The sequence below is a fragment of the Halovivax sp. genome (assembly GCA_007119345.1).
Taxonomy (GTDB): domain Archaea; phylum Halobacteriota; class Halobacteria; order Halobacteriales; family Natrialbaceae; genus Halovivax.
Genome location: SKPV01000219.1, coordinates 16,048 through 38,759 on the forward strand (window position 1 = coordinate 16,048; position 22,712 = coordinate 38,759).

At 70.1% G+C, this 22,712-nt stretch carries 22 protein-coding genes and 2 pseudogenes; 11 read left to right on the forward strand and 13 right to left on the reverse strand.

Features of this window, described 5'->3' with window-relative positions; translation table 11 throughout:
- Window positions 1-484: 484 nt before the first annotated feature.
- The 4 genes and pseudogenes from cysE to citZ all read left to right on the forward strand — a co-directional run bounded on the left by cysE (window position 485) and on the right by citZ (window position 2,802).
- Complete coding sequence (gene cysE, locus QZT59_RS15365) at window positions 485-1,027, forward strand: serine O-acetyltransferase (RefSeq protein ID WP_290818384.1); 543 nt, start codon at window positions 485-487, stop codon at window positions 1,025-1,027.
- A gap of 69 nt (window positions 1,028-1,096) precedes the next feature.
- A pseudogene (locus QZT59_RS19245) lies at window positions 1,097-1,303 on the forward strand (PAS domain-containing protein); the annotation flags it as partial.
- A 16-nt stretch (window positions 1,304-1,319) separates the two neighbouring features.
- A complete protein-coding gene (locus QZT59_RS15370) occupies window positions 1,320-1,469 on the forward strand; it encodes a hypothetical protein (RefSeq protein ID WP_290818387.1) in 150 nt (49 codons plus the stop codon).
- A gap of 184 nt (window positions 1,470-1,653) precedes the next feature.
- A complete protein-coding gene (gene citZ, locus QZT59_RS15375) occupies window positions 1,654-2,802 on the forward strand; it encodes a citrate synthase (RefSeq protein ID WP_290818390.1) in 1,149 nt (382 codons plus the stop codon).
- Window positions 2,803-2,856: 54 nt separating this feature from the next.
- Here citZ and QZT59_RS15380 read toward each other — a convergent pair whose 3' ends face one another.
- Window positions 2,857-3,291, reverse strand: coding sequence for a VanZ family protein (locus QZT59_RS15380; protein WP_290818393.1), 435 nt, complete (start codon window positions 3,289-3,291; stop codon window positions 2,857-2,859).
- A gap of 193 nt (window positions 3,292-3,484) precedes the next feature.
- Entirely contained in the window at window positions 3,485-4,867 is a 1,383-nt protein-coding gene (locus QZT59_RS15385) for an MATE family efflux transporter (RefSeq protein ID WP_290818396.1), read from the reverse strand.
- A gap of 79 nt (window positions 4,868-4,946) precedes the next feature.
- Here QZT59_RS15385 and QZT59_RS15390 point away from each other — a divergent pair, with 79 nt between their 5' ends.
- From QZT59_RS15390 to QZT59_RS15400, 3 genes are all read left to right on the forward strand, one after another.
- Entirely contained in the window at window positions 4,947-5,549 is a 603-nt protein-coding gene (locus QZT59_RS15390) for a gamma-glutamylcyclotransferase (RefSeq protein WP_290818399.1), read from the forward strand.
- Window positions 5,550-5,802: 253 nt separating this feature from the next.
- A complete protein-coding gene (gene ilvA, locus QZT59_RS15395) occupies window positions 5,803-7,014 on the forward strand; it encodes a threonine ammonia-lyase (protein ID WP_290818402.1) in 1,212 nt (403 codons plus the stop codon).
- A gap of 212 nt (window positions 7,015-7,226) precedes the next feature.
- A complete protein-coding gene (locus QZT59_RS15400; RefSeq protein ID WP_290818405.1) occupies window positions 7,227-9,014 on the forward strand; it encodes a Rieske 2Fe-2S domain-containing protein in 1,788 nt (595 codons plus the stop codon).
- A 449-nt stretch (window positions 9,015-9,463) separates the two neighbouring features.
- Here QZT59_RS15400 and QZT59_RS15405 read toward each other — a convergent pair whose 3' ends face one another.
- Window positions 9,464-11,224: an ABC transporter substrate-binding protein gene (locus QZT59_RS15405; protein WP_290818408.1), complete on the reverse strand. Its 1,761-nt coding sequence runs from the start codon at window positions 11,222-11,224 to the stop codon at window positions 9,464-9,466.
- 181 nt (window positions 11,225-11,405) lie between these two features.
- On the opposite strand from QZT59_RS15405, the gene QZT59_RS15410 reads away from it, so the two are divergent.
- Entirely contained in the window at window positions 11,406-11,906 is a 501-nt protein-coding gene (locus QZT59_RS15410) for a DUF367 family protein (RefSeq protein WP_290818411.1), read from the forward strand.
- A gap of 123 nt (window positions 11,907-12,029) precedes the next feature.
- Here QZT59_RS15410 and QZT59_RS15415 read toward each other — a convergent pair whose 3' ends face one another.
- Both QZT59_RS15415 and QZT59_RS15420 read right to left on the reverse strand, forming a co-directional pair.
- Window positions 12,030-12,656 carry an RPA family protein gene (locus QZT59_RS15415; RefSeq protein WP_290818414.1) on the reverse strand — a complete coding sequence of 209 codons (627 nt, stop codon included), beginning with the start codon at window positions 12,654-12,656 and terminating at the stop codon, window positions 12,030-12,032.
- Between the two features lies 1 nt (window position 12,657).
- Window positions 12,658-13,587, reverse strand: a complete 930-nt coding sequence (locus QZT59_RS15420) for a replication factor A (protein WP_290818417.1) — start codon at window positions 13,585-13,587, stop codon at window positions 12,658-12,660.
- A gap of 173 nt (window positions 13,588-13,760) precedes the next feature.
- Here QZT59_RS15420 and QZT59_RS15425 point away from each other — a divergent pair, with 173 nt between their 5' ends.
- Window positions 13,761-14,099, forward strand: coding sequence for a hypothetical protein (locus QZT59_RS15425; protein ID WP_290818420.1), 339 nt, complete (start codon window positions 13,761-13,763; stop codon window positions 14,097-14,099).
- Window positions 14,100-14,247: 148 nt separating this feature from the next.
- Here the strand turns inward: QZT59_RS15425 and QZT59_RS15430 are convergent, their stop codons facing one another.
- From QZT59_RS15430 to QZT59_RS15440, 3 genes are all read right to left on the reverse strand, one after another.
- Entirely contained in the window at window positions 14,248-14,724 is a 477-nt protein-coding gene (locus QZT59_RS15430) for a DUF892 family protein (protein WP_290818423.1), read from the reverse strand.
- Window positions 14,725-14,929: 205 nt separating this feature from the next.
- Window positions 14,930-15,715, reverse strand: coding sequence for an SDR family oxidoreductase (locus QZT59_RS15435; protein ID WP_290818426.1), 786 nt, complete (start codon window positions 15,713-15,715; stop codon window positions 14,930-14,932).
- 185 nt (window positions 15,716-15,900) lie between these two features.
- Window positions 15,901-16,359, reverse strand: coding sequence for a Tfx family DNA-binding protein (locus QZT59_RS15440; RefSeq protein WP_290818429.1), 459 nt, complete (start codon window positions 16,357-16,359; stop codon window positions 15,901-15,903).
- Between the two features lie 363 nt (window positions 16,360-16,722).
- Between QZT59_RS15440 and QZT59_RS15445 the strand changes: the two genes are divergently transcribed.
- Window positions 16,723-19,386, forward strand: coding sequence for an acetate--CoA ligase family protein (locus tag QZT59_RS15445; protein WP_290818432.1), 2,664 nt, complete (start codon window positions 16,723-16,725; stop codon window positions 19,384-19,386).
- Window positions 19,387-19,404: 18 nt separating this feature from the next.
- On the opposite strand, the gene QZT59_RS15450 is transcribed toward QZT59_RS15445, so the two are convergent.
- From QZT59_RS15450 to QZT59_RS15465, 4 genes are all read right to left on the reverse strand, one after another.
- Window positions 19,405-19,791, reverse strand: a complete 387-nt coding sequence (locus tag QZT59_RS15450) for a DUF6276 family protein (RefSeq protein WP_290818435.1) — start codon at window positions 19,789-19,791, stop codon at window positions 19,405-19,407.
- A 26-nt stretch (window positions 19,792-19,817) separates the two neighbouring features.
- Complete coding sequence (locus tag QZT59_RS15455) at window positions 19,818-20,546, reverse strand: V-type ATP synthase subunit D (RefSeq protein WP_290818438.1); 729 nt, start codon at window positions 20,544-20,546, stop codon at window positions 19,818-19,820.
- Window positions 20,547-20,655: 109 nt separating this feature from the next.
- On the reverse strand, window positions 20,656-21,450 hold the full coding sequence (locus QZT59_RS15460) for an endonuclease/exonuclease/phosphatase family protein (RefSeq protein ID WP_290818441.1): 795 nt from the start codon (window positions 21,448-21,450) through the stop codon (window positions 20,656-20,658).
- Window positions 21,451-21,488: 38 nt separating this feature from the next.
- Window positions 21,489-21,692 carry a zinc ribbon domain-containing protein gene (locus QZT59_RS15465; protein WP_290818444.1) on the reverse strand — a complete coding sequence of 68 codons (204 nt, stop codon included), beginning with the start codon at window positions 21,690-21,692 and terminating at the stop codon, window positions 21,489-21,491.
- A gap of 59 nt (window positions 21,693-21,751) precedes the next feature.
- Here QZT59_RS15465 and QZT59_RS15470 point away from each other — a divergent pair, with 59 nt between their 5' ends.
- Window positions 21,752-22,114 (forward strand): hypothetical protein, encoded by a 363-nt coding sequence (locus tag QZT59_RS15470; RefSeq protein WP_290818446.1) that lies wholly within the window; start codon window positions 21,752-21,754, stop codon window positions 22,112-22,114.
- 139 nt (window positions 22,115-22,253) lie between these two features.
- Here the strand turns inward: QZT59_RS15470 and QZT59_RS15475 are convergent.
- Window positions 22,254-22,712 (reverse strand): annotated as a pseudogene (locus QZT59_RS15475) (V-type ATP synthase subunit B); the annotation flags it as partial.

A 22,712-nucleotide genomic window follows, 5' to 3' on the forward strand; every position in this document is an offset into this window, starting at 1 on the left:
TCGACTTCGGGGACGAGCACGCCTCGATTTCGGGGCGAGCACGCCTCGACTTCGGGGACGAGCGCGTCTCGGTTTCAGGGACAGACGCCCCGTCGGGAGCTGGATGCGAGTCGAACGTCGTCGAGGGTGACCCGGAGCCGAGCGCAAGCGGGAGCGGGAGCGATCGTGGGCCAGGTCCACCGCCGTCGTAGGTGGTCGCCCGGCGGGTCGATCACCTACGAGGATCGACACCCGACGATCTCACCGCCGTCGAAGACCGGCGCTCGTCGGACCCACCGCCGTCGAAGACCGGCGCCGGCGACCCGCTCGCTGGGAGACCGAACGTTTTCTTCCCGCCGGATCCAATGCGGTCGCATGGTCCGCATCGATTCCACCGACCGGGCCGCCGACGACCACCGATCGACCGGTCGCCGCCGGTTCCCGCGAGAGGCCCGCTCTCTGACCATCCTACCGCGATCGACTGCGGCCGCTGGCTGGGGGCGGCATGCTCGACGGAATCGGTGAGACCGTCGCGGCCGCGATCGACGGACTCCGCGAGGACGTCGCCGCGATGGGCGAGCGGGATCCGGCGGCGACGGGATTTCTGGTGGTGGCGCTCACCTACCCGGGCCTGCACGCCGTCTGGGGCCACCGCGTGGCCCACGCGCTCTGGCATCGCGGCCACCGACTGCTCGCGCGCCTGTTCGCCCACCTGGCCCGAGGGCTAACCGGCGTGGAGATCCACCCGGCGGCCGAGCTCGGTCGGCGGGTGACGATCGATCACGGAATGGGCGTCGTGATCGGCGAGACGGCCGTCGTGGGCGACGACGTCCACCTGTACCACGGCGTCACCCTCGGTGGCGACGTCAACGCCCGCGTGAAGCGTCACCCGACCGTCGAGGACGGCGTCACGCTGGGCGCGAACGCGACCCTGCTCGGCGACGTCACCGTCGGCGAGAGCGCCACCGTCGCGGCCGGTAGCGTCGTCCTCGACTCGGTCCCGGCGGGGGCAACCGTCGCGGGCGTGCCCGCCGAGCGGGTGGATTGAACCCGCCGAACGCCGGCCGAACGTCGCGGGCCGAACGCGAGCTCGAGCGCGAGCGCGAGCGATTTCTCGGCGCTGTTCGATAACTTCCCTGAGCCGACGGTCGCCTACGCCCACGAAGACGAGGTACCCGTGGTCGCCGCGGTCAACGAGGCGTTCGTCGAGACGTTCGGCTACGGTCCGGAGACGGCGATCGGCAGCCCGGTCGACGAGCTGGTGGTGCCGCCGGACCGACGCGAGGAAGCGAAGGAAGTCCTCGAGCGCGAGGACCGGCGAGAAGCTCGACGCCGAGCTCGTGCGGCGGACGATCGAGGGCAGCCGCCACTTCCGGTTGCGAACCATCGGCCTGGATCTCGACGAGGGGCCCGACGGCTTCGCCGTCTACGTCGACGTCGGTCGTCGGCGCACCGGGGAAGTCGATCTCCGACGAGAGGCCGACCGCTAGGGAGACTCCGGTCGGTCGGCGGCGTCAACCGGTTTCCGGGTCGATCGTGACGTTCGGTTCGCGGCCCCGGGAGACGATCGATCGTCGGTCGCGTAAACGGTGATAAACGGACGTGTCGATGGTGCAGACTCTCGTCCCCGCCCAAACGACAATACTTTTCCACCGCCGACCGAAAGCACCGATTATGGCTGACGAGCTCAACAAAGGGTTGGAGGGTGTGCTCGCCGCGGAGTCGGAGCTCAGCTCGATCGACGGCGACGCCGGTCGGCTGATCTACCGCGGTTACGCCATCGAGGACCTGGCGCGAGGCGCCAGCTACGAGGAGGTCGTCTACCTGCTCTGGCACGGCCGCCTCCCCGACCGGGACGAGCTCGAGGCGTTCACCGACGAGATGGGCGAGGAACGCGAGGTCGACGACGACGTCCTCGAGACAGTCCGCGCGCTCGCCGACGCCGACGAGTCCCCGATGGCGGCGATGCGGACCGCCGTCTCGATGCTGTCGGCGTACGACACCGACGCCGACGCGAAGCCCGACGACCGCGACGCCACCCGCCGGAAGGCCCGCCGGATCACGGCGAAGATCCCGACGGTGCTCGCGGCCTTCGACCGGGTTCGCCGCGGAGAGGAGATCCTCGACCCCGACCCGGAGCTGGGGCTCGCGGCCAACTTCCTCTACATGCAGACCGGCGAGGAGCCGGACGAGGTCGCCGCCGAGACGTTCGACCAGGCGCTGATCCTCCACGCCGACCACGGGCTCAACGCCTCGACGTTCACCGCCATGGTGATCGGCTCGACGATGGCCGACATCTACTCGTCGGTGACCGGCGGCATCGGCGCGTTGTCGGGACCGCTGCACGGCGGCGCCAATCAGGACGTGATGGAGGTCCTCTTCGAGATCGACGAGAGCGACCTCGACCCGCGCGAGTGGGTCGAGCGGGCGACCGAGGAGGGCCGGCGCATCCCCGGCTTCGGCCACCGCGTCTACAACGTGAAGGACCCGCGGGCGAAGATCCTCCAGGAGCGCAGCGAGGAGCTCGCCGAGAGCGGCGACCCGAAGTGGTACGAGATCACCTCCACGATCGAGGAGTACCTCACCGAGGAGAAGGGGCTCGTCGAGAAGGGGATCGCCCCCAACGTCGACTTCTACTCCGGCTCGGTCTACTACCAGCTCGGCGTCCCGATGGACATGTACACGCCCATCTTCGCGATGAGCCGAGCGGCGGGCTGGACCGGCCACGTCCTCGAGTACCAGGCGGACAACCGCCTCATTCGGCCGCGCGGCCGGTACGTCGGCCCCGAGGATCGGGAGTTCGTCCCGCTGGAGGAGCGGTAAGCGCCCGCGGCGCGTTCGATCGCGTCCTCCCGACGACCGCGGCCGGGGCGACGGCTACGGCTCGGGCGTCGCCGACCGTTCGACGCGACCGCGGCGAGCGCGACCGAACAGGTAGCGCCAGGCCGCGACCGCCAGCGTCGTGCCGGCGGCGTTCACCAGGATGTCGCGGCGGCTGAAGTGTCGGTGCGCCAGCGTCAGCTGGACGAGTTCGAGCGCGACGCCGTAGCCGACGGCGACGACGAAGACCGCCGACAGGACGGCCCCGTCGGACCGGGCACGGTCGGCGAGCGCGGACGCGAGCGACGCCGCGAGTCCGGCGTAGGCCAGGAAGTGGACGTACGACCCGACCGGGAGCACACCGAAGGGGCCGAACTCGCGCAGGGACGCCGGCAGCGGGACGACGGAGAAGACGGCGATGATCGCCGCGACGCCGACGACCAGCATCCACCGGACCCGACCTCCAAGGAGGGACAGCAGGGTCTTCGTCATCGGGTAGACAACGGCGCCCAGGGGGTAATACCCCGGCCTGCGGGACGGGCGTCGGCGGGTCCGATCCGGCGCGGTCGGTCGAACGACCCGCCGGCTCTCAGGTGCCGGGCGTCCTCGGGAACGACGGTGACGCGAGACCCCCGAATCGGCGGGGCGTCGCCGCGATCCGAGGCGCCCGACGCGGTCGGCCCGGTCAGTCGCCCCCCAGACTCCCGCGCTCTTCCATCATCCGGGCGGCTTTCCCCGCCCAGTCGCTGTAGAGGTAGCCCGCGGTCACGACGAGCAGCGCCCAGACGAAGTAGCACACGATGCCGATCGCGATCCCGAGCGGTCCGAAGCCCAGGTGGACGGCGGCGACGTACGAGAAGCAGAGGTAGAAGAGAAAGAGCCCGCTGACCCGGGCGGCGAACGGGATCTTCGTCTCGCCGGCGCCCTGGAGCGCCCCGGCGATGACGATGTAGGCGACGAGGAACGGCGCGCCGATCCCGTAGGCGACGGCGAAGGTGACGGCGTGCTCGACGGTCTCGGGGTCGTCGGTGAAGATCCGGACGAACTGGTGGGCTTCGATCGCGAGCGCGACGCCGATGACGCCGACGGTGGCGAGCCCGAGGCCGGCGATGGCCCACCCCTCGAAGCGGGCCTGTTCGGGCCGGCCGGCGCCGAGCGACTGGCCGATGACGATGCTCGCGGCGACGTTGAATCCGCGCGAGAGCGGGCTCGTGATCTGCTGGTAGAGCCGCCGACCGACCTGGTAGGCCGCGTTGACCTCGGTGCCGAGCAGGAGCAACAGCGAGTTGAACGGGAAGTCGATCGCCGTCGCGACCATCCCCTCGGCGACGCGCGGCGTGCTGACGGCGACGAGCTGTTTCGCGATCACCCAGTCGGTGGGACGGACGAGCGAACCCTGGCGGTAGGGGCTCGCGATGACCGCCACGAGGACGACCGCGGTGAAGACGTTCGCCACCGCCGTCGCGATACCGACGCCGACGATCTCGAGCCGGGGTGCGCCGAACCATCCCAGTCCGAGGACGACCGAGCCGGTGACGTTCCCGACGTTCGCGACCACGTTGACCACCATCGGCGTCACGGTGTCACCGGTGCCCTGTAGCGCGCGGGCGGCGATCAGCCCCACGTGGCGGGCCGGCGCCGTCGCCATGATGATGACGAGGTAGATCGAGCCGTAGCGGACGACCTCGGACTCCGCGCCGAGCACGGCGATCGCGTACTCGCTCAGCAGGAATCCGAGGATCACGAACGGAATTCCGGCGAGCGCGCCGATCGCGATCGCCTGCGTGATCGCTTCGTCGCGCGTCCGCGTCGCGCCGCTGCCGGTGTCCTGACTCGAGAGCGCGATCGCGCCGCCGCCGAGCCCGAGCCCGATTCGCAGCGGAAGGCGGGCGTAGAGGTCCGCCAGCCCGATGGCCGCGATCGCCGCCGGCGAGAAGAGCCCGGTGACGATGATGTCGACCGTCCGCATCAGCGTCCGCGTCGTCTGCTCGGCCATGATCGGCCACGAGAGCGCGAGCACCCGCCGCCAGACGGCGAACGTTCGCGCGCGGACGCTCCGATCGGCCATACGTTTCGAAACGTCGACGGGACATTGAGTGTAGCGATAGCGGAACGCCCGCCGCACCGATACCGAAAAGGGATCGCCCGTGGAACGCCAACCCGTGACCGAGTTCGACCGCGTCGTACCCGAGTTCGAACACCTCGTCTTCGTCTACGGGACGCTAACGGACCCCCAGCGGACGCGGGCGGTGCTGCCCGACGAATCGGGGACGCGGTCCCGCGCGGGGACCGTCGGGAAAGACACCGAGCGACCCGGCGCGCCGGACGAGCCGTTCGCGTTCGTCGGCGAGGCGACCCTGTCGGGGCTCCGCCGCGTCGAGGGGACGTATCCCACCCTCGCGCCGGGCGACGCCGTCGACGGCCGGCTGCTCACCGTCGACGAGGTGGGACTCGCGACCCTCGACGCGTACGAGGGCGTCGACCGAGGGTTGTACGTTCGGGTCGCGGTTCCCCTCGAGGCCGCCGAGGGCGGGGCGTCCGAGGGCGGACCGGAGGAGGGGGCGGGCGATGGCGGTCCGCCGGTCCCGACCGACCGGGCGTGGCTCTACGTCTGCGATCCCGACCGACTGGGCGCGGACGCGACCTGGCCCGGAAGCGGGAGCCTCGAAACGCGGATCCGCCGGCACCTCGACCGAGTCGATGCGACCGTCCGACGCCGGGACCGACGGCCCCCCGCGACCGGCGAATGACGTCCGTCCGCTCCCCGTCTGACACCGGAATTTCCCCGTCGCACTCTTGCGATTTTACTTTCACTCCGCCCCCCTCATCTTTAAGTTGTCACCGGCCCCCGATACGAACGCACGTCACACGCCGTGCATCCCTGTATTCCCTCTCGCGTACCGGCTCGCGAGCGCAGTCGTTCGACCCTGTCACCGGGCAGCGCCGGGTTCGGCGCCGCCCGGACTACGAATCCTTAACAGGCACTGCCGAGTACTCGCGGGCATGCTCGATCTCTCGGATATTCTGGACGCTCGCGAGCGGGTTCGCCGGACCGCACGACACACGCCGCTCGAGTACTCCCACACCTACTCCGCCATGACGGGCGCCGAGATCCACCTCAAGCTGGAGAACTTCCAGCGGACGGGCGCGTTCAAGATCCGCGGAGCGACCAACCGGATCGCGACCCTCTCGGAGGGAGAGAAGGACAAGGGCGTCGTCACCGCGAGCGCCGGCAACCACGCCCAGGGCGTCGCGCTGGCGGCGACCCGCGTCGGCGTCGACTCGAAGATCGTCATGCCCGAGCACGCGCCCAACGCCAAGGTGAGAGCGACGCGCAACTACGGCGCCGACGTCGTCCTCCACGGCGCCGACTACGACGAGGCGGCCGAACGCGCCCACGAGATCGAACGCGAGGAGGATCGCACCTACGTCCACGCCTTCGACGACGAGTACGTGATGGCCGGCCAGGGCACCATCGGCCTGGAGATCCTCGAGGACTGCCCCGACGTCGACACGGTCGTCGTTCCGATCGGCGGCGGCGGGCTGATCAGCGGGATCGCCGCCGCGGTGAAAGGCGAGAACCCCGACGTCCGCGTGATCGGCGTCCAGGCCGAGGGTGCCTCCAGCGCCGCGCCCTCCCTCGAGAAGGGCGAGCTGATCGAGCTCGACGGCGTCGAGACGATCGCCGACGGGATCGCCACGCGAACCGTCGGCGAGACCACCTTCGAGCACATCCGCGAGTACGTCGACGAGATCGTCACCGTCTCCGACGCCCAGATCGCCGTCGCCATGGTCTACCTCCTCGAGCGCTCGAAGACCATGGTCGAGGGCGCCGGCGCCGTCCCCCTGGCCGCCACCATCTTCGAGGAGTTCGCGTACGACGACGGCGAGGTGATCGTTCCCCTCCTCTCCGGCGGCAACGTCGACATGAACACCCTGACGACCGTCGTCGTCCGCGGCCTGGTCGAGATGGGCCGGTACCTCAAGGTCCGCACCGTCCTCAAGGACCGCCCCGGCTCGCTCGAGGATTTGCTCGCCATCGTCAGCGCCCACCGCGCGAACATCTACTCGATCCACCACGACCGCACCTCCCGGGACATCGAGATGTCGGACACCGAGGTCGAGCTCGAACTCGAGATGCGCGGCCACGACCACATCGAGGCGTTCCTGGAGGATCTCAGGGGCGAGGGGTACGAAGTGGAAGTGCTGGTCTAGGTTCGGTCGACGACGGGTAGTGCGACGGCTCGATCGCGGGCGCTGCGGTTGCCTTCGTGATCGGCCGTGTGACCGTCGTTGCTCGCACCGGTGAGAGTCCCACCGCAACCGACGCCCTCGCCCGACCCCGACACCCACCACACACGTATCACGTTCCGGACAAAAACGCGCTTCAGCGAACGATTTTGTGTCGATCCGCGGTAGGTAACCACATGGCATCCGACGCGAACGAGGCCGCGGCCGACGGCTTCGTCCCGGTCGCCGACCTGGACGAGCTCGAGGCCGAGGGTCGAAAACTCGTGACGCCCGACGGCACCGCGATCGCCCTCTTTCACCACGAGGGCGAGGTCCGGGCCGTCGACAACCGCTGTCCCCACATGGGCTTCCCGCTCACCGACGGCACCGTCGACGACGGGATCCTCACCTGTCACTGGCACCACGCCCGCTTCGAACTCTCCTGTGGCGACACCTTCGATCCGTGGGCGGACGACGTCCGGACCTACCCCGTCGCGGTGCGCGACGGCCGAGTCCACGTCGACCCGAACCCGCCGCGAGAGAAGCCGCCGGCCGAGCACTGGGCCGAACGCCTCGAGACCGGGCTCGAGGAGAACCTCCGACTCGTGGTCGCGAAGTCCACGATCGGGCTGCTCGACGCCGGGGTCGACTACGCGGATCCGATGGCGACGACGGTCGAGTTCGGCACGCGCTACCGGGAGATGGGGTGGTCCTCGGGCTTGACGATCCTCGGCTGTACGGCCAACCTGACGGACGACCTCGAGCCCGAGGACCGCAAGCGAGCGCTGTACACCGGCGCGCGCCACGTCGCCGACGACTGCGCCGGCGAACCCCCGAACTTCGACCAGCCGTCGTTTGCGACGAGCGAGGTGCCTTTCGCGCGCCTCAAGTCGTGGTTCCGGGACTGCGTCGAGGTCCGCGACGCGGACGGCGCCGAGCGCTGCCTGCGGACCGCGATCGCCGCGGGCTACGAGGCGGCCGCCGTCGCGGAGATCGTCGTCGCCGCCGCCACGGACCACCCGTACCTGAGTTCCGGTCACGTGCTCGATTTCGCCAACAAGGCGTTCGAATCCCTCGAGCACGTGGGCTGGGAACTGGCCGACGACGCGCTCGCCGCCCTCGTGGATCAGCTGACCACCGCCGCCCGCAGCGACGAACTCTCGGCCTGGCGCCAGCCGGTCGACCTCGTGGCGCTGCTGGAGGACGTCTACGGTGGCGACGTCTCCGCGACGAGCGGGCTCGAAGCGCTGGCAGCCGCGGGCGAGGGGAAGACGTGGGAACGGCCCGCGGACTTTCGCGAGACGCTGCTGTCGGACGACCCCGCGGCGATCGTCGACGCGCTGGCCGACGCCGCGAGAGGCGGCGCCGGGACCGAGGCGCTCGCGGCCGAGGTGGCCCGCGCCGCCGCGACCCGCGTCGCCCGCTTCGGCACCGCGAACGAGTTCGGCGACTGGAACACCGTCCACCACACGTTCTCGTACGCCAACGCCGTCCACGGCTTCGCGCGCCGGACGGACGCGATCGAGTGCTATCGGGGCGTCTTCGACGCCGCGACGAGCGTCTACCTCGACCGGTTTCTCAACACGCCGCCGGCGCCGCTCCCGGAGCCCGGCGACCACGAGACCGGTCGCGACCCGGAGGCGATCCGCGAGGACCTCCTCGGAACGTTCGACGAGGAGGGGAAGGTGAACGACGCGGGCCGGCTCGTCGGTGAACACTTCGACTGCGGCGGCGACCCCGCCGACCTGAAGCGCACGCTTGGCCACGGCCTCATGCGCGAGGACGCCGGCTTCCACACGCTCCAGAACGTGGAGGCGGCGTTCCGTCAGCTCGAGCTCGCGGAGACCGAAGCCGATCGCCGCCTGCCGCTGATCGCGACGGCTCGATACGTGTCGGCGCACTTCCCGACGAGGCGGGAGGCGGAGCAGACGTTCTCGATCGCCGCCCGCCTCAATCGGGGCGAGACGATCCACGACGAAGCCTGACGGGCCGAACGCTCGTCGAGGGACCGATCGGAGGAGAAATCCGTCCGCGCCAGCGTGTAGCCGTAGTGGCATCGAGGGAGTCGACGACCGCCGCCCCCGTACGGCGCCTCCTCGTGGCCGGTGTCGACGCGCAGCGGAATCCGATCCTCGCCGTCGATCTCGGTCAGCTCGCGGTGGGCGAGTTCGTTCGTGACGTCGCCGCCCTCGTCCCCGGGAGTCGCGTATCGCGTACGACGTGGGGGATACCGAGTTCGGTGAGGGCCCCTCTAACCGATGCGGAGTTCGGCCAGCCTTCGGCCCGGTAGCGTTCGAGCACCGGCCGCGGTTAGCTCTCGAAACGGAGACACATTCGATGTGAACGGGCCTGCAGAGAACCAGTCCGTATCGCCCGTCGCCGTTCACGTCCACCTAGAACGGCACAACGACGTCCGTCGGCTCTCCCTCGTGCGCTAGCGGTCCGCAGGATAGTGGAGCTTCCCCTCCTCGTCCCACTCGTAGCCACCTTTTTCGAGTTCGGTGCGGGCCGCGTCGACGTCGAGGTCGAACCGCTCGACGTCTGGATTGTACCAGGCGGCGTTGTGTTCGGCGATCGGCGAGTGGGCGACCGTTCCCATGCCGTCGCGGATCTCGTCGACGTAGCGCGATTTCGGGACGGCACGGCCGAGCGCCCGACGGACGTGGACGTCGTCGAGGGGCTCGCGACGCGTGTTGTACGAGATGCTCACGAAGCCGGTGTGGTGATAGGGGACCGTCTCGAGCTCGTTCGCGTTCTCGACGAGTTCGATCGCCGATCCCCGCGGAACCTCGTCGACGGCGTCGAGCCGACCCGCCTCGAGGTCCCGAAACAGCGCCGAGGAGTCGGCGTTCGAGAGCCTGACCAGTCGGTCTACGGCCGGTGGATCGAAGTGCGCCTCGTACGCCTCGAGTCGGAGTTCGTCGCCGTGGTTCCAGTCCGCCAGTCGAAACGGACCGCTACCGACGGATTCGTCGTCCGCGTCCACGACGGGGTTCGAACGTCCGTCCCAGACGTGCTTTGGGAGGATGGCGACCGACGAGAGGGCGGTGGCTCGAAACGGCGCGAAGGGCTCTGCCAGGTGGAACGTGAGTTCGTTCCCGCTCACGTCGATCTCGTCGATCGGTTCGAGGAAGCTGTTCGAGTAGTCCGCGAACAGCTCGACGGAGAACTTCACGTCCTCGACGGTCACAGCCTCGCCGTCGTGGAACGTCGTGTCGGAACGGAGTTCGACGATGTACGTACGCTCGTCGGTCATCACGGGGTCGCCGGTCGCCGCCCACGGAGTCGGACGACCCTCGCGATCCAGCCGATAGAGTCGATCGTATAGAAGTTCGACGACCCGTCGGTTGCCGACCGTGATCGGGTCCAGCGGGTTGAACGAGGAGAGTGCTACCGTGGATCCGATACGGAGCACGTCGCCGTCGACCGGCTCCGCCTCGACCGCGTTCCAGAACGAGGAGAGTCCCTCGCCGAGCGACGGCCCGACGTTCGAAATGTGGCCGGCATCGTAGGTGTGCACGCCCCCCTCGTTCGCGACGAACGTACGCGGTTGCTCGTTCGCGAGCACCGCCTGGGCCGCCTGGACGGTTTCCCGCCGTTCCTCTCGATCGAGTTGCGTCGCCTGCGTCTCGACGAGTTCGTCGTAGGCCGGATCGTCGAATCCCGGCGCGTTCTGGCCACCCGCCTCGTCGTTTCCGGAGTGGTGGAGATTCGTGAGGAAGACGTGCGGATCGATCCGCTCCGGCGTGCCGCCCCAGCCCAATAACGACGCGTCGAAGTCGTGCGAGATGAGGGTCCGTTCGACCTGCTCTTCGAACGGAACTTCGACGACGTTCACCGCAACGCCGAGTTCCTCCCACGTTTCGACCGTCAGGTGGGCGAGTTCGTTCCGGTCGGCGTTCACCTCCACCGTCGGAACGACGAAGTCGATCGCCTCCACCGGCGGTCCCAGGTCGACGCTCGGCCCCTCGTTCGGGTCGTCATCCTGCTCGTCGTCGGTTCGATCGACGACACCGCCGTCCTCGCCGTCATCCTCACCATCGGCCTCGTCATCCCCACCACCGGACTCCCCGTCGTCGGTCTCCTCGTCACCCGTCGGGAATCCCGAGCAGCCGGCCACCGAAGCGGCGACGCCGGTGACGCCGGCAGCACCGAACCGGCGGAGGAGTACTCGCCGCGAGTGTCGTCTAGACATTTATACGTAAACCAGTCAGCAGAACGCGTTAAATCGTGTGGCCGGGCTCACCGTCGTAATAATCGATAATGGGACGCTCGGAACGACGCATCCGCGGCCATTCGAGCGACGCGGGAGGTGAACCACCATCCTGGTAGCCGGAACCAGTTCCGTTTAGGCCGACCGAGCCCTATCACCCCGCGTGGAGCGTCACGTCTACTACGAGGGCGACGACGACCCCGAGAAGTGCACGGCCCGCCGCCTCGAGAAGTTCGACCGGGCGATCCTCCACCGACGGATGAAGGCCGTGCCCTACGGGGTCGTCCTGAATCCCCACGCCGAGCGGGCGTTGTCGCCGGCCGACCGCGATGCCGCCCTCGACACCCTCGTGGCCCTCGACTGCTCCTGGGAGTCCGCGGAGGCCGCGGCATTTTCGATGCCGGGCGAGCACCGGGCGCTGCCGTTTCTGGTGGCGGCGAACCCGGTGAACTTCGGCCGTCCCTTCACACTCACGACCGCGGAGGCGCTGGCCGCCGGGTTGTGGATCCTCGGCGAACCCGACGCGGCCGAACGGCTGCTCGAGCCCTTTCGCTGGGGCGAGACGTTCCTCGAGTTGAACGAGGAACCCCTCCGCCGCTACGCCGCGTGCGAAGACTCGACGGACGTCGTTGCCGTACAGGACGACTATCTCGCCGACGAGTGACGGCGCCGTCGGGCCGGCGAGCCGACGAAGCTCGGCGTTCAGCCGGCGTCAACGAGCCGACGAAGCTCGGCGCTCGGTCGGGGTCAGCGCGACCGAACGGAAAACCGAACCGACCGGGACGTCCTATGCCGACGCCTCGACTTCCTCCAGACTCTCCAGGGCCTGGATGACGTCCTGGCGGTAGTTCTCGACCGGCGAGTCGTAGCGCTCGCGGGCCATCTGGGCGTACTCGTTGGTCGGCGCGGTCGAGGCGCCCTCGGGATCGTCGCGGTCGGCCTCCCACTCGCGGAAGGACTCGATGCGATCGAGGGTGCGTTCGGCGGTTTCGACCACCCAGCGGTCGCGCACCGTCTCGTCGACGACCGTGATCGACTCGGGTCGCAGGGAGACGTTGATCGTGCCGTCGTCGGGCTCGTAGGTCCGGGGCTTGCCGACGACCGCGACGTACGCCGGCGGCTCGGCCTCCCGGAGGACGGCCGCCGCCTCGGGCTGGTACTGGCCGGCGTAGACGAAGAACGTCCCCGTCGGGTCGACGACGCGGCCGCGCCAGTACTCGCTCTCCTCGCCGACGTCCTCGGTTTCCGTGAGGGTGCCGACGGCGAAGACGCGGTTGGCGCGGTCGCCGGTCGGGAGCAGCGCGTAGTTGGGCGCGCGCTCGTCGTCGCTCTCTTTGAAGGTGTACGTCGAGTCGTTGAATTCGGAGGCGAAGACGCGGCGAGCGACTTCGCGCGTGAGGTCTGCCTGGCTCATGTCACATCGACCTCGCTCGGATCAGCAGGGGTTCCGGATCCGCCGGCTCGGCGAGCGCCTCCACGTCGTCGGCGAGCACGTACCGGCCGAAGGTGGGCCCCTCGACGCGGTAGTAGGTGCCGATGATCGCGTCCGCGATCTCGTCGGCGACGACCGTCGTGTCGAGGGCGTCCATGGCCATCTCCTGGGCCTCGTCGAGGCTGATCCCGGTGAGGTTCTCGGTGGCCGCCTCGTCGAAGATGACCTCGTGGGCGTCGATCCCGTCGTCGACGACGCCTTTGATCCGCAGGTCGAACTCGCCGTCGACCTCGCCGTGTTCGGAACAGCGGCCGTTCTGGAGGACGCGGGTACAGTCCTCCTCGGGGCAGCGCTTGATCAGGCCGGAGCCGCTCTGCATGGCGACCATCGCGCCCTCGATCTCGGAGGTGTCGTCGCCGACCTCGATGTCGTCGTCGAGTTCCTCGATGACCGTGGTCTTGTTGAGCTTCACCGAGTACCGGCCCTGGTACTCGTCGGTGACGACGTTCCGGAGCTCGTAGACGCCGCCCTCCTCGAGGGCCGGCAGGTCGGATTTGGCCCACTTGGTGAACTTGATCGTCCCGGTGGGGTCGCCCAGGAGGCCGACCTGGGCGACGGAGTCGCTGCGGGGCTCCCAGAGCTCGATCACCTTGGCGGTGATGTCGACCCACTGCTCGGGCTCGTCGATGTCGCCGATGTCCGCGTCGTCGCTGGTGCCGCCGGCGATGTCCTCGCGCTCCAAGCCCGCCTGTTCGAGGTAGTGGTTCGTGACGCTCCGCCGTGCCTCGTCGATGGGGACCTTGTACTCGTCGACGAGCGTGTGCAGGCGCTCGGCGACGTCGTCGACGGTGACGTCGATGTGGTCTGAAAACTGCTCGTGTACGTCTTCCGCGTGATCTCGTACGTCGCTCATGGCGTTCTCGCCTCCGCTTGCGTTTCGGTGGGAGGCATAGCCGGATTCGCGCCCGATGGTATTTAAACTGCCGCCACCGGGGCGAAAGTGATCGGCCGGACGGGCCGCCCCGGTCGGCGGACCGTTCACCGGCGACGGGCCTAAGACGGCGGCGCTCGAATCCCGACCAGAGAATGACGGACCGGCGGCGACTCGAGCGGTTCCTCCGCTCGAAGCTCGAGGAGGCGGGCAGTCAGTACGAGGCGCTCCGACGCTCGACCGGCGAACAGCTCGAGGAGGCCCGCGAAGCCTACGAGACCGCCCGGAACGCCCGCAGCATCCCCACCGACGAGGAGGGTCGGGCGAAAATCGTCTGCCGGCGCTACGCCGAACGCCGCGCCGCGATGCTCGACGAGGAGTTCCGCCCGGCGTGCTTCGAGGACGGCCACCCCGACTGCGAGGGCTGCGTGGAGGACGTCCGGTCCGGTCGGATCGAGACCTGGGGGAACGACGACTCCGCCGCCGGAGAGTGAAGCCTCCGGCCGGCGGTTGCACCGACCAGGCGATCCACGCGCCGTTGGCGCCGCTGGCGGCGGGATCGCGCGCGGTCGAGCCCGTTTACCGTCGGCAATCAGGCCGTCTGCCTTACTCACCGGTCAGACGGTCGGTCCTACTCACCAGTTAGACGGTCAACCCCGCCGACTCCTGGAGCCGTTCGAGCCCGGTTTCGGCCTCCGTCCGCGTCCGCTCCAGGGGCTCGACCACCTCGGTCGGCAGGTCGAGGCGTCGCGAGAGGACGAGCAGCGTCTCGAGCTTCGTCAGCTCGAGTCGCTCGATCGCCCGACCGGTCTCGGTCGTGCGCCGGTCGGCGAGGTTCGGGTCCGGGACGTCCGCGACGAGCTCGTCGTGATCGGTCAGCAGCGCCTCGAGGACCTCACTCTCCCGGGGCTCGAAGTCGGCGTCCTCGAGCCCGTCGAAGACCGTCTCGAGCCGGCCGACCTGCTCGGTCGTCGTCTCGGCGTGGCCCATGAAGTGCGACTCCAGCTCCTCGTCGGTCGACGCGTCGGCCAGTTCCGACAGGCGCCGTTCGAGTTCGTACTCGATCGTGAGCAGTTCCCGCAGCGTTCGGACGAAGAGATCGCGATCGGACTCGATCATACCTCGACGCTCGCCGCCGGCCCGCAAAAGGGTTCGACCGGCAGGGGAAACGTCGCCGCCTGCGGTCGGCGACCGAGCCGACGCGGACCGGACTGCCGCGGGCGGAGCCGAACGCGGGGCGGATCGACGCGGGCCGAGCCGCCGCAGGGCGAACCGCCGCGGGTGGGACCGTTGCGGAGCCGCCGCCCGCACCGATTCCGCCCGATCACCCCCGGATCGAACCGCCGTCGATCGGGACCTCGGCCCCGTTGACGTAGCTCGCGCGCTCGCTCGAGAGGACGGCGACGACCTCCCCCAGTTCGCGCGGCTGGCCGATCCGGTCGACCGGAATGTTCGCGGCCATCTCGGCGAGTCCGGCCTCGTAGTTCTCGTAGTCGCCGCGCTCGACGCCGGTTTCGACGAGTTCGCGCACCCGGTCGGTCTCGATCAGGCCGGGCATGACCGCGTTGACCCGGATCTCCGGGGCGAACTCCCGGGAAACCGTCTGGACGAGGCCGCTGAGTCCGCGGCGGACGGCGTTCGAGAGCAACAGGCCGTCGAGGACCTCCTCGACGGTGCGAGAGGTGATACAGACCACCGATCCCGCCTCCGAGGAGAGCAAGTGCGGGTGGGACGCCTCGATCGTCCAGACGGCGCTCATCACCAGCTGGTCGTACGCCCGGTACCACTGCTGGTCGGTCGTCTCGAGGAACGTCGTGCTCGGCGGGCCGCCCGCGGAGGTGACGAGGTGGTCGAGACCGCCGAACGCCTCGACGGTCTCCTCGACCAGACGGTCCACGTCGTCCGGGTCCGTCACGTCGGCCCGGACCGCCAGCACCTCGCCGTCGCCCGCCTCGTCGACGTCCGACTTCGCGGCCGCGAGACGCTCCTCGTCGCGCCCGCAGATCGTCACGTTCGCGCCCTCCGCGGCGAGCGCCGTCGCGCTCGCCTTTCCGAGGCCGGCCGAACTGGCGGTCACCAGCGCCGCGTTTCCGTCGAGTTCCAGATCCATGCGCGGGTGGTCGACCGCGAGCGTCAAAGCTCCCGGGGAGTCGGCAGCTCGCGCTCCGAACCCGACCGAGCGCCGCATCCGACCGACGACTCGTTCGACCGACCGACTGCCTGCTCGTTCGACCGACGAACTCGAGGCCGACCGACTGCCCGCTCGATTCGACCGACGAGCCGCCCGACCGCGCCCTACTCCGGGTGTCGCACCCGCACCTCGCCGGTCGACGTGACGCCGACCACCAGCTCGCGGTCGACCTGGCGGCCGCTGACGGCGTCGCCCGCGGCGTCGGCGATCACCTTCATCAGATCCGGCGCGGTGTGGTCGACCTTCACGCCGGCGTCGTCGCAGGCCTCGTAGACCAGTTGGGGGACGTCGTAGAGGTCGGTCTCGGCGGGAATGCGGATCCGGACCGGCGCGTGCAGCGCCTCGGCGAAGGCCACGGTCTCCCGGGCGCGCTCGACGTTGTCGCGGGCGCTGCCCTCGACAGAGGAGACGTTCGCCCGCGACGTGCCGAGCCGCTCGGCGATCTCGGCCTGGGACTCGCCGCGCTCGCGCAGCGCGAGCACCTGCGCCTGCCGACGGGTCAACACGCTGGCGTCGGGGTCGAATCCGATCTCGTCGAGGAAGGCGTCGATCTCCTCGGTCACGACCACCGCCCTCCCCGTACCACTCGCCCGTGCATGATCGACGATACGCGCTCCGTCCCAAAGCTTCCACGGTCCGGCGGGTCGGGCGCGAGCGGCGAGTCGGGCGCGAGCGCCGGCTCGCGTTCGACCGATCCGGCTCGCGTTCGACCGATCCGGTGCAACCGGCTTCGCGCCGATCCCGCGCCCCCGGGCCCAGTGCGCACACGTTCGGGAGCGGTTTGATGGGCGCAGCGCCACGAGCCGTCACCATCGAAGCGGCCGTAGCGTCGGCGCCGCGGTGCCGATCGCGGCGCCGCCGCCGTCGAGCCGGTCGACGCACGCGGCCGATCCGTCGACCGCCAGCCGTCTCCCGAACGATCCACCATGGCTTCCCCGAACGCTTGCCCCGTCTGGCGACCCGACGACTGCGACGGCGGCGCGAACTGCCCGCCCCGGTGTCCGCGCTACGTCGCGCCCGACGGCACCGCGTACACCGTCTACGATCGCGCCGAGTGCCCCGTCGAACCGCCGAGCGCGGACGAACCGGCCGGCGTCGACCCAGCCACCGCCGAGACGAGCCTCGTCGCCGTCGGGGCGGACGAGGTGGTCGGCGTCGCCGCGTTCGACGGTGCGACGGCCGGCGGAAGGGTCGAGCTCGAAGCCGGGGCGGATCCGGCGGTCGGGACGGAGCTCGCCCGGCAGCTCGTCGCCCGCAGGGCGTCCGAGGCGGACGACGACCCCGACGGCGACGGTTGGTTGACGATTCGCGGGCCCGCCTCGTCGCTCTCGCGACTGGCCGACGAGCTCGGCGACGCGAGTACGGTCTCCGACGGGACCGACCCGAGCGCCCGCGCCGAACTCGACGTCGACCTCACCGCCGACGCCGCGAGGCGGACCGCCTTCGCGCCCGCCCGGCGGGCCGACGTGACCGCCCCGCCGGACGTTGCGGCGCTCGTCGACCCGGAGACCGTCGCCGTCGTCGGTGCGACCGACCGCGAGGGCGCGATCGGCCGCGTGGTGGTCGAGAACCTCCTCGACTCGTTCGACGGCGAGGTGATCCCGGTCACGCCTCGCCACGACGCCGTCTGCGGACTCCCCGTCACCGACTCGGTCGACGCGCTCGAGCAGGGAGCGGTCGACCTCGCCGTCGTCGTCCTCCCGAGCGACGCCGCCGTCGAAGCGGTCCGGGACGCCGCCGCCGCAGGCGTCGACGCGGTCGCGGTGCTCTCGGCGGGGTTCGGCGAGAGCGACGACGAAGCGGGCGCGGGTCGGGAGCGCGAGCTCGGCCGGATCGCGGCCGAGAACGACCTCGCGCTCGTCGGGCCGAACGCCCTCGGGGTGATCAGCACGCGCTCGGGCCTCAACGCCAGCTTCGCCCCGACGGTTCCGACCGCGGGCGGCGTCTCCGTCCTCAGTCACTCGGGGGCGATGATCACCGCGATCCTCGACTGGGCCGCGGCCGAGGGGGTGGGCGTTCGGGACGTCGTCTCGGTGGGCAACGGCGCCGGGATCGGCGAGGAGGTCCTGCTCCGCCACTGGGGGCGCGATCCCGAGACGTCGGTCGTGCTAGCGTACCTGGAGGACGTCGCCGACGGCCGGACGTTCGTCGAGGCCGCCCGCGAGGTGACGCCGTCGACGCCCGTCGTGGCGCTCAAGTCGGGGCGCAGCGAGGCGGGCGCCGCGGCGGCCGCCTCCCACACCGGCGCGCTCGTCGGTGACGACGCGGGGTTCGACGCCGCGTTCGACGCGGCCGGCGTGATTCGGGTCGGCTCCCAGCGGGAGCTCTACGACCTCGTCTCGCTGTTCGAAACCCGGCCGCTGCCGGCCGGCGACCGGGTCGCGGTCGTGACGAACGCCGGCGGGCCGGGGGTGCTCGCGACCGACGCGGTCGCCGCCGCGGACCTCGCGGTCGCCGAGTACTCGGCGGAGACGACGGAACGGCTCGCGGACGCGCTGCCGGACGCGGCGAGCGCCGCGAACCCCGTCGACGTGCTGGGGGACGCGGACGTCGACCGATTCGTCGACGCGCTGGAGATCGTCCTCGCCGACCCCGGCGTCGACGTCGCGATCGTCGTCACGACGCCGCACCCGCTCGTCTCGCGGGCCGACCTCGCGCGAGCCGTCGGCGACGCCGGGCGCCGATACGGAAAGCCGGTCCTGACGTGCTTCTCCGGGGGCCCGCTGGACGAGTCGGTCCGGAACGCGCTCGCCGAGGCCGGCGTGCCGAACTACCCGGACGCCGACCGGGCCGCGACCGCGCTCGCCGCCGCCGCGTCGTACGTACGCGACCGAGGGGCCCGGCATCGGGAGCCGACGTCGATCGACGTCGGTCGGGAGCGCGTCGACGGCCGGCTCCGAGCGGCCGGCGAGGACGGGCGAACGACCCTCGGCGTCGAGTCGATGGACCTACTCGACGACTACGGGGTGACCACCCCGGAATCGACCCTCGCCCGGTCGCGGGCCGAAGCGATCGACGCCGCGCGGGCATTCGACGGTCCCGTCGCGATGAAGGTCGCGGCTCCGGAGGCAGCCCATAAGACCGAGGTCGGCGCGGTCGCGATCGACGTCCCGGTCGACGAGGTTGGCCCGACCTACGACGAACTCCTCGACGGCGTCCGGGACGCGGTCCCCGACGCGACCGTCCGCGGCATCCTCGTCCAGGCGATGGCACCCGACGGCGTCGAGTGCCTGGTCGGAGTCACGCGTCACCCGCGGTTCGGGCCGCTCGTGACGTTCGGCCTCGGCGGCGTCCTCGTCGAACACCTCGAGGACGTCGCCCACGGACTCCCACCGCTCTCGAAGGCGGACGCGCGCGAGCTGATCCGCGACATCGAGGCCGCCGGGATACTCGACGGGGCGCGCGGCCGCCCGCCGGCCGACCTCGACGCCCTCGCCGACGCGCTGGTTCGGCTCTCGCGGCTGGCCGTCGACCAACCGGCGATCCGTGAGTTCGAGGTGAACCCGCTCGTCGCGGCGCCCGACGGCGCGTTTGCGGTCGACTTCCACGCGGAGCTCGTCGGTGAGGATGGGAGTGGCCGACCGGGGTGACGGGGAACCCGAGGCGCGTCAGTAGAGCATGCTCTCGAGTTGGACCCGCCGGCGGTCGAGATCGATCGCCGGCTCCACGTTCGGGTCGGCCAGCAGCCGGTCGATCGCGAGCAGCGGGTCCGCACCCGCGCGTTCGGCCGCCTCGAGGGCGGTCTCGATCTCGGCGCGATTGAGCGCCAGCGACTCCAGCAGCCCCAGCGCGAGCGCGAGGGCGACGCCGCCCTCGCCCGCCGGAAACGCGTCGCTCACGGTCGAAAAGTCGGGATCGGCCTCGCCGCCGTCCGCGGGACGGACGGCGAGACAGCGCGGACAGATCGCCGCCGCCTCGGACGTCCCGGGCGCACACTCCCGGAGGTCGGCCGGGACGGGGAAGGCGATCGACGAGACGTCGCACGAACAGTCCATCGAACGAGAGATCCTCTCCGGGCCGATCAGTCGTCGCCGCCGGGGACGCCGCCCGCGGTCGATCGCTCGAGTTCGTCGGCCACCACCGGGTCGTCTTCCCGCTCGGCCGCCGCCTTCTCCTCGTCCTCCTCGGCTTCCTTCTTGTCCTTGATCTTCTTCAACCGGAAGATCTCCTCGCGCTCTTGCTCTTCGAGCTTTTGCTCGATGTACTCTTTGTTCTCGTAGAGATCGGGCAGGAGTTTGAACTCGAGGGCGTTGACCCGGCGCTTGGTCGTCTCGATCTCCGCCAGCATCTTCTTCATCGCCGTCTCGACCTCGGCGGCGAGGATGATGCTCTCGAGTAAGTTCTCGTAGGCTTCGGCCGCCTCGTCGATCCGGGCGGAGGTGCCGAGGACGCCGTAGCCGCGCTGATCGAGGCTCTTCGTGACCCGCGAGGACTCGATCTGCGGGACGACGACGCCCATGATGTTCTTCGACTCCGTGGTGATCTCGGGGTGTTCCTGCAGGGCCGCCGCGGCGCCCCGGACGGCGACGTCGCCCTCCATCGCCCGGGCCATGTTGATCTTCTTCTGGGCCGCCTCGTAGTCCTTCGAGAGCTCCCCGCGGACGTCCTGGGCGCGGTCGAGGATGTCCATGAACTCCATGATCAGCCCGTCGCGTTTCTTCTCCAGGGTGCCGTGGCCCCGCTCGGAGAGGTCGATGCGATCCTCGATCGCCATCAACTCCTTGCGGGTGGGCTTGACGTCCTTGGCCATGTTACCGGTGGCTTGCGCCCCCAGGCGGTTAACTGTTTACAGATCGGTTTCGAGGACGGTGACGGCCCGGAACGGCTCGCGGGGATCGACGGCCGGCGTTCGACGAGCGTCAGCCGATCGGGGCGACGGCGAAATCGACCGCGACCGGGAGGTGGTCCGACCGCGGCCGGTCCGAGCGAGGTTCCAGCGTCCGGTAGCCGCCGACGTCGACCGCCCGCGACACGAAGACGTAGTCGATGCGATCGCCGACCGAACCGTCGAAGCCGTGGAACGTCCCCGCGGGACCCTCGCGCTCGTCGGCCCCTCGACGGGCGTCGGCGAGCTGGCCCGCGATCAGCGTGCGGTAGGGGGGCGACCCCGGCGGACAGTTGTGATCGCCGACGAGGACGACCGCGTCGCAGTCGGCCGACCGGAGGCGCTCCGACGCCCGTCGGCGGAGCAGCCTGGCGGACTCGAGGCGTGCACGCTCGCCGCGGTGGTCGAGGTGGACGTTGCAAAACCAGTAGCGCGTCCCGGCGTCGCGCTCCCGGACGTCCGCCCACGTCGCCACCCGCGGCAGGTCGGCGTCCCAGCCGACGCTCGGCTCCGCGGGAGTCTCCGAGAGCCAGAACGCGCCCTCGTCGACCCGCTCGAATCGATCGGGGTTCCACGCGACGGGAACGAACTCGCCCTCGCGCTCGCCGTCCCGGCGCCCCACGCCGTGCCACTCGAGACTCGAGAGCCCGTCTCGCAGATCGTTATACTGGCCCGCCAGCGGCTCCTGTAGCCCCAGCAGGTCGGGGTCGAGCCCTTCGATCGTCTCGACGACCCGCGAGCGTCGCTCGGCCCACCGGTGGTCGTCCTGGGACGCGTCATAGCGAACGTTGAACGTACACGCGCGGACCGGATCGGACGCTCTCGACACGATTCGGACGTCGACGGCCGAGCGCTTGACGGTTTGGATCAGCCCAGAAAGAGATCGACCATGTCGCTCGTGTCGCCGCCCTTGTAGAGCTCGGCGAAGCCGCAGTTGGTGCACGAGATTACCCGAAACCGCCGGTTCTGGATGTCGAGGAACTTCGAGAGCCCCGTGCCGGTCGTCGCGATGTCGTCGACCTCCGTCTCGGTGTGGCCGCACTTCGGACAGCCGCGATCGTCCTCGTCCATACCGCCCGTACCGAGCGAACGTGACAAGTATTTTTTGTTGGCGGGGCTGAAAAGCGAGTATGGCAGCTTCGGCGATCGTGCTCGTCCTCGCGGTCGGCGTCGCGATCACCGTCGGGCTCTACCTCCTGCTCGACAGAGAGACGTCGAACCCGCGAGTCGTCGACCGCGAGACGGCCACCCGTGAGGCGAAGGCGCGGGGCGGTTTGGGCGTGAACGCCACGGCAGAGGGGAATCGGAACCCCGATGCCGCCGCGGCCGCTCGAAATCAGCGCCGCGACGACGCCACGGTGACCCGGAACCGGGACCGCGACGACGGCGATGACGACCGCTTCGGGTGGATCGACGACGAACGGCGCGGCCACGAACGGTCGTTCCGACTCGACGATCCATCCGACGAACGGCGCGACCGCGACCGGCGGTAGCCGACTCGACGATCCATCCGACGAACGGCGGCGAATGCTTGCGATCCGGCGATCGACGACGGCGTCCGTCCGCGAGAATCGCGGCCGTTCGGCTCCCCGGCGAGAATCGTCGCGTCGAAAAGAGAGTGCGGCGTCGCGATCAGTCGGCCGTCGCTTCGACCTGCTCGGCCTCGTCCTCGCGGTAGTGTTCCGCGATGAACTCCTCGTCGATGCGGTTGAGCTCCTCCTTCGGAAGGGTGCTCAGCAGGTCCCAGCCGATCTCCAGGGTGTCCTCGATCGAGCGGTTGGTGTCGTAGCCCTGCTGGACGAACTCGTTCTCGAAGCGGTCGGCGAAGTCGAGGAACTTGTTGTCGCGATCGGTCAGGGCCTCGCGACCGACGATGTTCACCAGGTCGCGAAGGTCTTCACCCTCCGCGTACGCGGCGTACAGCTGGTCGGAGACGTCGGCGTGGTCCCCGCGGGTGAGCCCCTCGCCGATGCCGTCGTCCATCAGTCTGGACAGCGACGGGAGGACGTTGATCGGCGGCTCGATCCCCTGACTGTTCAGGGATCGGTCGACGATGATCTGGCCCTCGGTGATGTAGCCGGTGAGGTCCGG

Bases quoted from the DNA above. Each gene is read 5' to 3' on its own strand.
- cysE (WP_290818384.1), top strand. From the start codon at position 485: ATGCTCGACGGAATCGGTGAGACCGTCGCGGCCGCGATCGACGGACTC.
- citZ (WP_290818390.1), top strand. From the start codon at position 1,654: ATGGCTGACGAGCTCAACAAAGGGTTGGAGGGTGTGCTCGCCGCGGAG.
- QZT59_RS15380 (WP_290818393.1), bottom strand. From the start codon at position 3,291: ATGACGAAGACCCTGCTGTCCCTCCTTGGAGGTCGGGTCCGGTGGATG.
- QZT59_RS15385 (WP_290818396.1), bottom strand. From the start codon at position 4,867: ATGGCCGATCGGAGCGTCCGCGCGCGAACGTTCGCCGTCTGGCGGCGG.
- ilvA (WP_290818402.1), top strand. From the start codon at position 5,803: ATGCTCGATCTCTCGGATATTCTGGACGCTCGCGAGCGGGTTCGCCGG.
- QZT59_RS15400 (WP_290818405.1), top strand. From the start codon at position 7,227: ATGGCATCCGACGCGAACGAGGCCGCGGCCGACGGCTTCGTCCCGGTC.
- QZT59_RS15405 (WP_290818408.1), bottom strand. From the start codon at position 11,224: ATGTCTAGACGACACTCGCGGCGAGTACTCCTCCGCCGGTTCGGTGCT.
- QZT59_RS15415 (WP_290818414.1), bottom strand. From the start codon at position 12,656: ATGAGCCAGGCAGACCTCACGCGCGAAGTCGCTCGCCGCGTCTTCGCC.
- QZT59_RS15420 (WP_290818417.1), bottom strand. From the start codon at position 13,587: ATGAGCGACGTACGAGATCACGCGGAAGACGTACACGAGCAGTTTTCA.
- QZT59_RS15425 (WP_290818420.1), top strand. From the start codon at position 13,761: ATGACGGACCGGCGGCGACTCGAGCGGTTCCTCCGCTCGAAGCTCGAG.
- QZT59_RS15430 (WP_290818423.1), bottom strand. From the start codon at position 14,724: ATGATCGAGTCCGATCGCGATCTCTTCGTCCGAACGCTGCGGGAACTG.
- QZT59_RS15435 (WP_290818426.1), bottom strand. From the start codon at position 15,715: ATGGATCTGGAACTCGACGGAAACGCGGCGCTGGTGACCGCCAGTTCG.
- QZT59_RS15445 (WP_290818432.1), top strand. From the start codon at position 16,723: ATGGCTTCCCCGAACGCTTGCCCCGTCTGGCGACCCGACGACTGCGAC.
- QZT59_RS15450 (WP_290818435.1), bottom strand. From the start codon at position 19,791: ATGGACTGTTCGTGCGACGTCTCGTCGATCGCCTTCCCCGTCCCGGCC.
- QZT59_RS15455 (WP_290818438.1), bottom strand. From the start codon at position 20,546: ATGGCCAAGGACGTCAAGCCCACCCGCAAGGAGTTGATGGCGATCGAG.
- QZT59_RS15465 (WP_290818444.1), bottom strand. From the start codon at position 21,692: ATGGACGAGGACGATCGCGGCTGTCCGAAGTGCGGCCACACCGAGACG.
- QZT59_RS15470 (WP_290818446.1), top strand. From the start codon at position 21,752: ATGGCAGCTTCGGCGATCGTGCTCGTCCTCGCGGTCGGCGTCGCGATC.